Source organism: Bradyrhizobium sp. Kon37 (assembly GCF_055807535.1).
In genome coordinates, this window is the sequence record NZ_JBVVOY010000002.1 from 475,640 (window position 1) to 489,026 (window position 13,387).

At 63.5% G+C, this 13,387-nt stretch carries 9 protein-coding genes; 3 read left to right on the forward strand and 6 right to left on the reverse strand.

All coding sequences use genetic code 11. The features are described from left to right. Window positions 1-696 precede the first annotated feature (696 nt). The 6 genes from AC0L3J_RS06585 to AC0L3J_RS06610 all read right to left on the reverse strand — a co-directional run bounded on the left by AC0L3J_RS06585 (window position 697) and on the right by AC0L3J_RS06610 (window position 9,613). Window positions 697-1,260 carry a hypothetical protein gene (locus AC0L3J_RS06585; RefSeq protein ID WP_473346504.1) on the reverse strand — a complete coding sequence of 188 codons (564 nt, stop codon included), beginning with the start codon at window positions 1,258-1,260 and terminating at the stop codon, window positions 697-699. 294 nt (window positions 1,261-1,554) lie between these two features. Next, a complete protein-coding gene (locus tag AC0L3J_RS06590; protein WP_473346505.1) occupies window positions 1,555-3,264 on the reverse strand; it encodes a response regulator in 1,710 nt (569 codons plus the stop codon). Then, window positions 3,261-4,775 (reverse strand): ATPase domain-containing protein, encoded by a 1,515-nt coding sequence (locus AC0L3J_RS06595; RefSeq protein WP_473346757.1) that lies wholly within the window; start codon window positions 4,773-4,775, stop codon window positions 3,261-3,263. Before AC0L3J_RS06595 ends, AC0L3J_RS06590 begins: the two co-directional genes overlap by 4 nt. Window positions 4,776-5,037: 262 nt before the next feature. Next, window positions 5,038-6,735: a GMC family oxidoreductase gene (locus AC0L3J_RS06600; RefSeq protein WP_473346507.1), complete on the reverse strand. Its 1,698-nt coding sequence runs from the start codon at window positions 6,733-6,735 to the stop codon at window positions 5,038-5,040. A gap of 414 nt (window positions 6,736-7,149) precedes the next feature. Beyond that, window positions 7,150-8,709: an acyl-CoA carboxylase subunit beta gene (locus AC0L3J_RS06605; RefSeq protein ID WP_473346509.1), complete on the reverse strand. Its 1,560-nt coding sequence runs from the start codon at window positions 8,707-8,709 to the stop codon at window positions 7,150-7,152. Beyond that, window positions 8,639-9,613, reverse strand: a complete 975-nt coding sequence (locus AC0L3J_RS06610; RefSeq protein WP_247286556.1) for an IclR family transcriptional regulator — start codon at window positions 9,611-9,613, stop codon at window positions 8,639-8,641. Before AC0L3J_RS06610 ends, AC0L3J_RS06605 begins: the two co-directional genes overlap by 71 nt. Window positions 9,614-9,707: 94 nt before the next feature. Between AC0L3J_RS06610 and AC0L3J_RS06615 the strand changes: the two genes are divergently transcribed. The 3 genes from AC0L3J_RS06615 to AC0L3J_RS06625 all read left to right on the forward strand — a co-directional run bounded on the left by AC0L3J_RS06615 (window position 9,708) and on the right by AC0L3J_RS06625 (window position 13,373). Continuing rightward, the gene (locus AC0L3J_RS06615; RefSeq protein ID WP_247408262.1) at window positions 9,708-9,929 is read left to right on the forward strand and encodes an acyl-CoA carboxylase biotin carboxyl carrier protein subunit; all 222 of its coding nucleotides are present in this window, start codon (window positions 9,708-9,710) and stop codon (window positions 9,927-9,929) included. A gap of 166 nt (window positions 9,930-10,095) precedes the next feature. Continuing rightward, on the forward strand, window positions 10,096-11,262 hold the full coding sequence (locus AC0L3J_RS06620) for a TAXI family TRAP transporter solute-binding subunit (protein ID WP_473346511.1): 1,167 nt from the start codon (window positions 10,096-10,098) through the stop codon (window positions 11,260-11,262). 35 nt (window positions 11,263-11,297) lie between these two features. Beyond that, entirely contained in the window at window positions 11,298-13,373 is a 2,076-nt protein-coding gene (locus tag AC0L3J_RS06625; RefSeq protein ID WP_473346512.1) for a TRAP transporter permease, read from the forward strand. The last annotated feature ends 14 nt before the right edge of the window (window positions 13,374-13,387 follow it).

The window sequence follows — 13,387 nt, forward strand, 5'->3', positions numbered from 1 at the left end:
ACCCAATTCCCGTTCCCGGCTTGCAGGCACACTTTCGCATTCTCGCGGCTCATTTTGCCCGAGCTTTGCTCTCGTCTTCGCACCCTCTCGAAAGAAAGGGCGCAGGGAAGGCCGGGCGCCGGCTGGCACCCGTAGTCCCGTGTGCGAGCAAGACGCGCACGGGGTGGACGACAGGTGACGCCGGCAACCGGCCTTCGCTGCGCGAATGGTTTTACGGCTTATGACGCGCTCTCCCCGGGGAGCGATGCACTATTGCCCCCGTCGCCTTGCGGATGGCTGATGTGCTGACCCGGTTGGGCAGAGCATCACCACAAGACTTGACGCACAGACCCCGGGCGTCAGGACCACACGATTTTGCCGTCCGCGCACCTCCCCGCCCTTGTCCTCGATGCCTGGCGTGCGCTCGCCATCGAGACCGAACGAGGAGGCTGTCAGCGCCGTGTCGTACCGCGTGTGCAGCTGCTCACGGGAAAACCCGCCCTGCAGCCTGCCCAGCGCGTCGACGCAGTCGCGGCCACCGCCTCCCGGCCCGCGTCTCGTGACGATCGCGAAACGCCCTTGTAGCAGGCCGGGATGCGCGCATAACTACGCCTTATCCGAACTTCTGTAAATACGAATATTATTTCAGTGCGGGGTTGACAAGGTGTTTCGCGCGATGCCGCACCAGGTCCCGTGACGCACCTGTCGGCCCGCGTCTCAAGCGACCGAACCGCCGCGCGGGTTGACGATCGTGTAGCCACGCAATGAACGCGCATGCATTCGCGTCGCGTGTCCGCCCGAGTTGGCGTCGTAAGCCAGCCAGGTATCCCCGCTTAGGTGTTGCTCGAGGACGAACACATGTCCGTGTCGGGCTGCGACCATTCCCGGTGCGGGTGATGTCCGCGGGAAGCGCAGCCAGTTCGACGCAAGATTCAATTCCGGCACGATACGGCCGAACACGCGCAGAGCAGCCCCGCAGCCGCAGAAGGAGGAAGGGCAACCTGCGGGACGACTACCGACGATGCGACCGCCCGAGAGGCTCGCCGTCGCGGCGCCGCCTGCGTCGGCCGCTGTCAGTTGCGTCGCGCGATAGGATTGGAGTGAGGACCTGGGAGTTAGGAACGACCTGGAAGTCCTCTCACGGCGCGTTTGCGAATACGAGAAGTCGCAGGGCATCGTGACGTTGCATTCGGTTGCTTGATGAATGCGATAGGGCCGTGCTTCGGAAGCGACGAAACTAAGGGCAACGAAGAGACACGCGGAAAGAACCGACTTGAACATTGCAGGGCTCCAAACTGAAGGTCCCTGCCCCTGCAAAGAAACCAACAACAGTTTGGCTGAAATGGTCTCAAATAGCGGCTGAAAGTGGCTGCATTTGCGGGCCGATTTTGGCAATCATCACAGCCCACACGTAGCGGCGGAGATGTTTAACTCGCAGAGAACGAATGCGTGTCTTCGCAACTGCTTTGCATTCGTTCCTCGTATCGTTGTACGCCGTGGCACGATCGGCCGAGCGCGCAATTGCGCAGGGGCTCCCGGAAGCTATAGCCCGGCCGATGATTGTCGCGCGAATGGTCAGCCCCGAGTCTTCGCTAAGGCAGATCCTGCGGTTGTCGCAAAGTCCGACTTCGCGGCGCCGAGCGCTGCAGCGAGCTCATCGATATGGTAGGGTTTCGACAGGATCCGGATCCCGGCCGTTTCGGCGTCGTGAACCGCGGCTTCGGCGTATCCGCTCGTCAGCAGGACCGGGATGTCGCTTCGCCTTCGCTGGATCTCGCGCGCGAGTTCGACACCGTTCATGCCGCCCGGCATCATGATATCGGAAAACACCAGATCGACGGAACGGCCGTCCGCTAGGGCACCGAGAGCCGCCGCGGCGCTGGCCGCGCGCGTGACCTGGTAACCGAGCTGCGCAAGCATCTCGCTGACCAGCGCGGCGACCTCGTCGTCGTCTTCGACGAGGAGGATCCTGCCATGATTGGCCTTCTTGGGCCGGGCCCTGTTCAGGTCGATGAGATGCCGTTCACCCGAAGGGATATTCCTGGATCGCGGCAAATACAGCTCGATGCTGGTGCCCTCGTCGACGACCGATTTTATTCGAACCATCCCGCGTGATTGCGTCGCAAATCCGTGCACCTGCGCAAGCCCCAGACCCGAGCCTTTCCCGACATCCTTGGTCGTGAAGAACGGCTCGAAGACCCGCGCCAGGATCTCGGGGCTCATTCCAACGCCCCTGTCGACCACGGACAGACGAACGTAATCGCCCGCGATCTCGTTCTCGTTCAGGCCGGCCAGGTTCTCGCCACGGACAACGATCGTGCCACCGTTCGGCATCGCGTCGCGGGCGTTGACCGCCAGGTTGAGAACGACCAGTTCGAGCTCTCCCGGATCGACCTCCACCGGCCAAAGCCCCTCCGGAAAATCGAACTCGACGTGAACGTCGCCTCTCAGGCTCCGATCGAGCAATTCGCGCATGCCGCCGATCTGCGCCGGGATGTCGACGGCCTCGGGCCGCAGCTTCTGCCGCCGCGAAAAAGCCAGAAGCTGCCTGGTCAGGCCGGCACCACGCTGCGCCGCCTGAACCATTCCTTCCAACAGACGACGCCGCCGATCAGGATCCGTCTGCCGATCGAGCATGTCCAATCCACCGGAGATCACCATCAGCAGATTGTTGAAGTCGTGAGCTACTCCGCCGGTCAATTGCCCGATGGCTTCGATCTTCTGGGCCTGACGAAGGGTCTCCTCGACGCGGGCACGCTCTTCCATTTCGGCCCGCAGATGCTTGTTGGCCTCCTCGAGCGCGCGCGTGCGCTCGACCACGAGCTTCTCGAGCTCCTGAGCCGTCCGCTCGCGCGCCTGCAGCAAGGTCCGAATTTCATATTGCCGCCGGCGGGCCCGCATTGCGGATTGAATTGCGCTCGTCAGCGTGATCGGCTGAACCGGGCGCTCGAGCAGGGAAACGTTGCGGAGTGTCTCGACGATGCTGCGGCGCCAGGCAACCACCGCGGGCTGCTCGCGGTGGCTGGTGAGAATGACAAAAGGCAGGTCGGACCAGGGCGGCTGTCTCTCGATCCAATGTGCCAGCGGCTGGGTATCCTTCCCGAACAGGCCCTCCTCGGCGAGAAGGACCGCGCCCACGCCTGCCGACATCTCGCTGACCAGCTCAGGCAGACCTCGACAATTGATTGCGACGAGATTCGAATTGCGGAAAAGCTCAACCGATGCCGGTCCATCGCGGCCGATGGGAGCAAACACGAGGACGCAATGATCGCGGTCGGCGCTCATTCCGACAGCCCTTCCGGCATCTCCGTGCCCGAGTATCGTGGATTCCCGGAAAAGATGCCGCTGAATCCGGTCAGCGGCGGACCGACCGTGATGCCGGCATGGCCAAGACGAAACTCGCGGATGGAATTTTCATGATTGCCGCTGCGCTTCTTCACGACCGAGAGAGCGCGCCGCACCGTTCCGCCAACTTCGAAATAGCGCAGCATGAGCACGGCATCACTCAAATAGCTGATATCGAGAGCCGTCTCCATCGGACCGACCAGCCCATGCTGAGCGAGGATCAGGACCGTCAGCACGCCTTTCTGTCCGAGATAGCTCAGGAGTTCGTGCATCTGGAGGATGAGAAACCGCTCATCCGGCATTGCGTTGAGGTAGCCGTTCAGACTGTCGATGATGACAATTCGGGCGTTATCCTGTTCGACGCTGTTGCGCACATTGGCGGCGAATTCGCCGGGGGACATCTCGGCGGGATCGATCTGCTTAAATCGGATGAGCCCCGATTGCAGATGGCCTTCGAGTGGCAGGCCCAGCGTTCGAGCCCGGGCCTCCACCGTGCCGCGACCTTCATCGAAGGCAAAGAACACTGCATGCTCACCGCGATCTGCCGCCGCGATCGCATAGGTCAGCGCGAGAGAAGACTTGCCGACACCGGCGGCGCCCAAGAGCAGCGCGCTGGTGCCGCGCTCGAGCCCTCCTCCCAGGAGTTGGTCGAGTTGCGCATTGCCGCTGGGCGTCAACTCACCGATAAACGAGGTGTGATGTTCCGCCGCCACCAGACGGGGAAATATCCGCACCCCTCCCGCTTCGATCGTGAAATCGTGGAAGCCGCCGCGAAATCGAATGCCGCGCATCTTGATCACGCGAAGCCGCCGGCGCTCTGCTCCATAATCAATGGCGAGCTGTTCGAGCATCACGACGCCATGCGCGATCGAATGGAGTTGCAGATCGTCCTGGGAGGACGAGAGATCGTCGAGGAGAATGACCGTGCAATTGCGGTTGGTGAAAAAGTGCTTCAGGGCCAGAACCTGGCGCCGGTACCGCAGCGGGTTCTGCGCAAGGAGGCGCAGCTCGGACAGGCTGTCCAGCACCACCCGCGCGGGATTGATCCGTTCGACCTCCTTGAATATCAGGCCCGTGGTTTCGCTCAGCTCCATTTCGGCGGGGTGGAAGACGGTGAGCTCGCGCTCCGGATCGAGCGTCGTCTCCGGCGGCACCAGTTCGAAGATGTCGACGCCTTGCAGCGACCAGCCGTGCCGCTGTGCAACCAGCGTCAGCTCACGCTTGGTTTCCGACAAGGAGATATAGAGCACGCGTTCACCGCAGCGGGCGCCCTCGAGAAGGAATTGCAGCGACATGGTGGTCTTGCCGGAGCCGGGCCGACCCTCGTAGAGGTACATGCGATTGGGATCGAGCCCGCCGTAGAGGATGTCGTCGAGGCCGTCACTGCCGGTCGAAATCCTGGGCAACTCTCCGGGGTCGCTGGTTTGCGCCCGGCTCGATGAATTGATCATTGAACCCCCGTGAAGCTCCATCGCCAAAAATGCGCTCCGGCCCGGAGATGGACGCGCGGTCAGCGGTCCGGCCCCGGCCGTAAGGCGAAATCTGGCAAAGAACGCCCAAGCCGGGTTCCAAGTTCCGCCTCCGGGCGCATGTCCGCCAGACCGTCTGCCGCGGAACCGTTCTCGCCCCCCATTTTAGCTTTTGCGGTCTGACTGGCGGTTCCAGGCGGTCAGCGTCGACAAGCCAGTTCGCTGCCCCGAAAGCCGCGCCAGCTCACTGCATCATCGCGGCCGAGATCTTCTCCGCCGACATCAGGACTGGAAAATTGGTGTTGGCGCACGGCACCACCGGGAAGATCGAGGCATCGACGACGCGCAGGCCCTGCACGCTCTTGACGCGCCCCTCCGGGTCGACCACCGCCATCGGATCGTCAGCCCGGCCCATGCGGCACGAGCACGAGGCGTGCCACACGCCGATGGTGGCCTTGCGCACGAAGGCTTCCAGCGCCTCGTCGTCGTTGATGACATCGTCGAAGGTGAAGCCCTCGACCACGAAATTGTCGATCATGTAGTGGCGCAGCGCTGCCGGTCCGTCCATCAGGGCCGCGGCGATCTTGGTCAGAATCCGATTTTTGGTGTTGACCACCCCGATCTTGCGCACGCGATCGGTATAGGAGGCCGGAAACGGCTTGTCCGTGACGGCCCGGACGACGTCGCTCATCTGCACCGCCGCCATCTTGCGGAAACCGCTCATCAGGCGATCGAGGTCGCGCCGGTCGGACAACAGGTTGAACTCGACGATCGGCTCGACTGTCGGATCACGCGAGGCAAGCTTGACCTGTCCGGTCTCGGAATAGGTCTTGTTGACGAATGTCAGCAGCGATCCGATCTGCTCACCGACAGCGTGCCAGGCTGATTTGCTGAGCAGGACGACGAACATGTCGCCTTTCGGTACTCCTTCGAGCCCGGACGAGTAACGCAGGCCAAGCTGCATGTGGCGCCTGGTGTGCTCGTTCATCCGCGCGCCGCGGCGGACAAAGGACGACAGCGAGATCGAGGGATGATCCATCAGGCGCTGGCCGACGCCCTGCAGCCCCATCAGCACGGGAATGCCCATATCCTTGAGGTGACCGACCGGGCCGATGCCGGCGCGCAACAGATGCGCCGGCGAATGGATGGCGCCGCTGGAGAGAATGATCTCGCGGGCGCGGAATTCCTGCTCCCGCCCGTCGACCACAGCCTTCACGCCGACGCATTGCGTGCCTTCGAACAGCAATTCCCTGACTTGCGTGTTGGTGGAGATCGTGAGGTTGGCGCGCTTGCGCGTGTCGCGATCGAGATAGCCCATGGCAGCCGAGACGCGTTGCTCGGCCTGGTTCGAATGCGTCACCGGGAAAAACCCGTCGACGAACTCGCCGTTCTGGTCGGCTACGAACTGATGTCCGGCCTGCAGGAAGGCTTGCGCGAACGCCTGCGAATGCCGCGTCCAGTGCTCCCTGGGAATTCGGCGGACCGGAATGCGGCCGTCCTTGCCGTGGTAGGGACCGTCGAAATCGAGGTCGCGCTCGATCTTCTTGAAGAAGGGCAGCACATCGTTCCAGCTCCACCCCGCAGCGCCGCGCGATTCCCATTCGTCGTAGTCGGTCGGCGCGCCGCGGTTGGCCATCTGGCCGTTGATCGAAGAGCCGCCGCCAAGCACGCGTGCCTGCTCGTATTTGCGTAAGGGCGGACGTCCTTCATCCGGATTGTTGTGGCTGACGATCTGGGTCGTGACCTTGAGCTCGGTCCAGTGGAAGCGCGGATCGAAATAAGCCGTCCCCGGATAGCTGTCCCTGATCTCGGCCGGCTCGTCTCCGGGCGGTGTGTCCTGTCCGGCCTCGCAGAGCAGGACCTTGTTGGCGCTCCTCGCGGAGAGCCGGTGGGCCAGCACGGACCCCGCCGAGCCGCCGCCCACGATAATGAAGTCGTACACGATTGGCGCTTCCTCTTGCTCTTGCCCAAGAAGCGTAGCGCGTTATTGGTTTGAGGTCACGTCATCGCTGCCGCGACAAAGTGCGAGCACAGATGCCGAAGGCATCGCCCGGCGGCAGGCATCCGCCGTCCGGTCAGCAACTGACGAGCTACCGAACCTGGGAGGCTTTACGGCTTCCTCACGAAGCCCGCGCGCAACCGCTCGGCAAACCAGACTACAAAAATTGCAGCGAACGACAGACCGAAAAATATGGCCGTCCAAAGCAGTGCGTTACTCGCATTTGTCATGACGTCTCTCCCTCGTTCCGAACGAGACGCTTGCAGACAATGGGACGCGTGGCGTTGCGATAGATCAATTTTGCCCAATCGCAATTGGGCTGAGGTCGGCATCAGCGGCTCGCCGGGACAGCTGAAGCTACGGCCTGATCGAGAAATTCCCGGGCGGCCCTGCCTTTCGCAGCGGCTCCGCCAGCCGCGCAAACTCGCACAACAGCGACCGCGTCTTCCTGGGATCGATGATCTCCTCGACCCAGAACTTTTCGGCGGAGCGGAACGGCGAGCGCAGCTTGTTGAGTCGGTCCTCGATCTCTTTCAGCTTCTCCGCCTTGTCCTCGGCCGCGTCGATGTCCGCGCGATAGGCGGCTTCGATGCCGCCTTCCAGCGGGAGCGAGCCCCAATAGGCCGACGGCCAGGCATAGCGGATCGAGAAGCGGTCGGCGGGCTGATGCACCACGCCGGCAACGCCGAAGGCGTTGCGCAGGATCACCGTGCACCAGGGCACCGTGGTCTGGTTGACCGCGGCCATGGCGCGAACGCCATGGCGGATGGTGCCCGCCTTCTCCGCATCGAGGCCGATCATGAAGCCGGGGCAGTCCATGAGATAGACGATCGGCAAATGGAAGGTCTCGGCGAAGTCCACCCAGCGCACCACCTTCTGGCAGGCATCCGCCGTCCAGGAGCCGCCATAGTGAAAGCTGTCGCTGGCAAGCACCATCACCGCCCTGCCCTCGAGCCGCGCGAGACCGACAATGATCGGCTTGCCGAAATTCTTGCCGACCTCGAAGAACGAGCCCTTGTCCACGACCTGTTCGACGATCGGCCGTATCTTGTAGACCTGCTTGCGGTTGCGTGGCACCGCGCTCATCAGCGCCTCTTCGGTGCGCTCCGGATTGTCGGTGCAGGGCAAGGTCGGCGGCAGCCCGTCAACCGACGACGGCAGATAGGACAAGAATCGCCGCGCGCAGGCAAAGGCCTCCTCCTCCGTGTCGACGGCATGATCGACCGCACCGGCGCGGGTCTGGATGTCGGCGCCGCCGAGCTCTTCCTTCGAGAGGTCCTGCCCCAGCGCCTTCACCACCGGCGGGCCTGCGACGAACATCGCCGACTTTCGGGTCATGATGGAATAGTGGCTGGCGGCAAGACGCGCGGCACCGAGCCCTGCGACCGAGCCGAGGCCGAGCGCGACCACGGGCACGCGCGACAAATTCTCCGTTGTGAAGCGATACCAGCGTGTGCCGCCGATGCCGCCCGGCAAGTTCGCCGCGCCCTTGGTCTCGATGGTCTTGACCGAGCCGCCGCCGCCCGAGCCTTCGATGATGCGGATGATGGGCAGGCGGAGATCATGCGCCATCTCCTCCGCCATCAGCGGTTTTGCGGAGATGGACGCGTCCGCCGAGCCGCCGCGCACGGTGAAATCGTCGCCGACCACGACGACGGTGCGGCCTTCGACGCGCGCGCGGCCGAACACGCAGTTCGCCGGCGTCAATTTCTGCAACTCGCCGCTGGAATCGTACTCGCCGACGCCGGCGACGGCGCCGATCTCGTGAAAGCTGCCTTTGTCGGTCAGTCTGTCGATACGTTCCCGAACAGTCAGTCGGCCCTGGTCATGCTGACGCTTGACCTTGTCAACGCCGCCCATCTCCCGCGCGAAGGCTTCGCGCCGGGCGAGCTCGTCGAGTTCCGACTTCCAGTTCATTCACTCCCTCCGAATTGATCGGCTTGTTGTTATTGTGCACGGCCATGGCGACTGGTTTGCGCGGGATGCGGGCGTTGAATACGTCGCCCTCGGCGCCGTCCATCAGGCTGCCGAGCGAGCGGCCGAGCGCGACCATCAACGGGGCGACTTCGGCATGCAGACGCTGCTCGTCATACATCGACGACAGAAGACCGATCGTGATCACCACAAACGTCTGATACTGCGGCGACCAGATCGGCACCGCGAGCCCGTTGATGTGCGGGCTCCACAGACCGCACGCCACGACATAGCCGCGCTCATGCAGCGACTGCCGGTTGGCCTCGATGCGCGGCCGCAAGATTTTCGCGGCCTCGGGAGCTTCCCGCTCCATGTCCGCGATGAAGGCATCGCCGACCTCGGGCGCCAATGCCGCGGTGTAGGCTGCGCCCGCAGCAGTCGAGGCCATCGAGATGCGGCTGCCGGTGCCCTCGTGCAGGCCGAGTGCCGAGGCCGAGCGCGCAAACTGGAGATAGACCAGATGGAAGCGATCGGGGACCACGAAGCCGACCGTGCCGGGCAGTTGCTCGGCGACTTCCTGGAGCCGCTGGCGAATCATGCTGCGCAGCTGCGCGCCCTTCATCATCGAGGCGCTCATCGCCACCGCGCTCGGGCCGATGCGATATTTCTGATCGCGCGGCAGATAGACCAGCTGACCCATTCGCGTCAGCGTGTGCGTGAGCCGCGACACGGTCGAGCGCGGCAGGCCGCAGCGGTTTGAAATTTCGAGATTGCCGAGCCTGCTATCGTGGCCCTCGAAGCATCGCAACACGTCGAACGCGCGCGACACCACTTGGATGACATCACCCTCGCCGGCATCGCCGGCGAGCGCACCTTGTCTACTCAACCGCTCTGAACGTCGTCCCATGATCCCTACCGCTTGTTCCGCTGTGCGGAATTAAATTCCGCTTGCAGAAGAAACTACCTCAGGCATTTTGCGACCACAAGAAGAAGGCGATGGCATGCCAGAGATTAAGATCGTCACGGAGATCGCGGGTCGCATCTGCTCAACTCCCGTGCAAGTTGGAGGAACCGTTGCGGATGGTGATGAGATTGTGGTGGTCGAAGCGATGAAGATGGAGATACCTGTGCTTTCTCCTGCGAGCGGCGAGATCACATCGCTTCTGGTCAAGCTCGACGATGTCGTTGCCGAGGGACAGGCGATCGCGATCGTCGCGAACTGACTGCATTCTCCGTCGTTTCCGCGACATTCTGTCAGCCTCATTGCTGCGTTCGCGGTACGGCGTTGCCATCGCCTGATCGCGATGACATGATCGGAATCAAACAAAACCTGTTTCAAACAAAGAAAGAAAATCGTCGCGGCAAACGCGAGGATCATTGGAGGGAAACATGCGTCGTGGGCTGGTCATGCTCGCGCCTGCCTTAGTGGCAGGCCTTTCTTTTGCGTCTACACGCTATGCAGCCGCCGAAGACATCAAGCTGCCGGCGACATTGACGTTCACCGCCTATGACACCGGCACCGCCGGCTTCAACATCGCGGTCGGCGTCGGCAAGATGATGAAGGACAAATACTCGACCGATGTGCGCGTGCTGCCCGCAGGCAACGACGTCGCGCGTCTGGCGCCGCTGCGCGCCAAGCGCGCGGTCTCCGCGGCGATGGGATCGGGGACCTATTTCGCACAAGAAGGCGTGTTCGAATTCGGCTCCAGGGAATGGGGCCCGCAACCGCTTCAGATCCTGCTCTCATCCGTCGACTGCAATTGCGGCACGCTCGGCGTGGCCGCGGATACAGGCGTGAAGGAGCTCAAGGACCTCAAGGGCAAGCGCGTCGGATTCGTCGTCGGCTCGCCGGCGCTGAACCAGAACTCGCTCGCCGTGCTCGCCTTCGCCGGCCTGACGCAGAAGGACGTCAAGATCGTCGAGTTCGCAAGCTACGGCGCGATGTGGAAGGGCCTGATCAACAACGACACCGACGCGGCCTTCGGCACCACGATCACCGGCCCCGCCAAGGAAGCCGAGACCTCGCCGCGCGGCCTGATCTGGCCGCCGCTGCCCGCCAAGGACAAGGAAGGCTGGGCGCGGATGCAGAAGGTTGGCTCGTTCTTCTTCCCGCAGACCGCGACCTGCGGCGCCGGCATCTCGCCGGACAAACCCATCGAGCTCGGCAACTACCCCTACCCGATTTTCGTCGCCTACGCCTCGCAAGCCCCCGCCCAGGTCTATGCGATCACCAAGGCCATGATCGTGAACTATGATTCCTACAAGGACGCCGCGCCCGGCGCCAGCGGGCTTGCGGCCGATCGCCAGACCAAGAACTGGGTGGTTCCGGTGCATCCCGGCGCGGTGAAGGCGCTGAAGGAAGCCGGGCAATGGAGCGACGCGCAGGACACGCACAACAACAGACTGATCAAGCGGCAAGAGGTGCTTGGTGCCGCGTGGACCGACTACGGAAAGTCCAACCCGCCTGCGGATGACAAGGCGTTCCTCGACGGCTGGATGAAGGCGCGTGCCGCCGCGCTTGCGAAGGCCGACATGCCGAACGGGTTCGAGGACTAGTTCTCAGCGTCAATTGTCCACGCGCGGGGTCGATCATGTCGTCTGCTTCAGTCTCCACCGCCGCGCAGGACGAGGCCAAGCGGATCGTGTTCGACGATCCGCATGGCGCGGCCGGCAACATGCAGGAAGCGGAGGTCACGCGCGTGCGAAGCTTGCGCGGTGCCTGGCGCTGGATGCTCGTCGTCGCGACCGCCGCGACCATCCTGCTCTGCATCAACCAGCAATTCTCGCTGCGCTTCTTCGTCGGCTACACCCAGCTCAACACCGAGTACTTCTATCTCCTGATCGCCCTGATGCTGCCGTTCACGTTCCTGATCTTCCCGGGGACCCCGCGCGCGCCGCTTGACCGCATTCCCTGGTATGACCTTCTCTGCTTTGTCGTGACTTTTGCCGCGGCGCTCGTGTTGATGTCGAACGTCCGCAAGGCCGCGGAAGCGGGCTGGGAATTCGGGGGGGCGCCGAACAGCGTGACCGCCGCGGGTCTCGTGATGTGGGTGATGCTGATGGAGGCGCTGCGCCGGACGGGCGGCTGGAGCCTGCTCCTGAGCGTACTTCCCTTCACCGTCTATCCGCTGTTCGCAGAATCCAGCTGGTTAGGTCCGTTCCGCGGCACGCAGTCGACGCTGGAGCAGGCGACCGCCTATCATGTGCTGTCGGGCGAGAGCCTGCTCGGCATTCCCATCCAGGCCTTTGCCGACACCGTGATCGGATTCCTGGTATTCGGCACCGCGCTGATGATGACCGGCGCCGGAAAGTTCTTCATCAATCTCGCCTTCGCGCTGTGTGGCACCTTCCGCGGCGGCGCGGCGAAGGTCTGCATCTTCGCCAGCGGCCTGCTCGGCATGATGTCGGGCTCGATCATCTCCAACGTGCTCACCGCCGGCACCATGACCATTCCGGTGATGAAGAAGAGCGGATTTCGCGCTTCCTATGCCGGCGCGATCGAGGCCTGTGCCTCGACCGGCGCGGTGCTGGCGCCGCCGGTGATGGGCGCGACCGCCTTCGTGATCGCGCAATTCCTCAATGTCAGCTACGCCGATGTCGCGATCGCCGCCATCATTCCGGCCGCGCTCTATTACGTCGGCCTGTTCATGCAGGTCGATTCCTATGCCGCACGACACGGGCTGAAGGGCATTCCGCGCGCGGAGCTGCCGCGGGTCATGGATACGATCCGGGACGGCTGGTACTACGTCTTCGTGATCGCGCTCCTGATCGTCATGCTGCTCTACTTCAAGCGCGAGAGCCATGCGCCGTTCTACGCCACCGCCCTGCTTCTGGTCCTCAACCAGCTGTTCGCAAAGGACACGCGCTGGACCGTCGCGACCATCGGCAAATTCCTCGAGGTCAACGGCCGCACCTTCGTCGAGCTCGTCGGCATCCTCGCCGGCTGCGGCCTGCTGATCGGCGCCTTCTCGATGACCGGCGTGGTGTCGAGCCTCGCCAACGATTTGCTGCGCATTGCCGGTGACAATCCGTTCCTGCTGCTCGGCATGTGCGCCCTCACCAGCCTGATCCTCGGCCTCGGGTTGACCACGACGGCCTGCTACATCTTCCTCGCCATCCTGGTCGCACCGGCGCTGGAGAAGCTCGGGCTGAACAAGATGGCCGTGCACATGTTCATCTTCTACTGGGGCATGCTGTCGTCGATCACCCCGCCGGTGGCGATCGCCTCGTTCGCGGCGGCAGGTATTGCCGGCTCGCCGGCGATGAAGACGGGCTGGGAATCGATGTGGGTCGGCAGCATCATCTATTTCATCCCGTTCTTCTTCGTGCTCAATCCCGCGCTGGTGCTGCAGGGGCCGAGCCCCTATTTCGCCGGCCTCGGCTTGATGGCGCTTGCGGCGTTCGGCACGCTGTTCATCTGCGGCGGCATCCAGGGCTACCAGCCCTTCGTCGGCGATCTCCGCGGCGCCGGTGCGCTGGAATGGCCGATCCGCGTGCTGCTGGTGATCGGCGGGTTCGTGGTGGCCACCCCCGGCGGCGGCATCATGCCGCTGTCGCAGATGCAGGTGACGGCGCTCGGCCTCGCCATCCTCGTGCCCACGGTTTTGCTCGCCCTGCTGCTGGTCCGGCGGCAATCCATGGTGCCGAACGGGTTGCGCGTGCCCTGATTGCGTTGCACAAA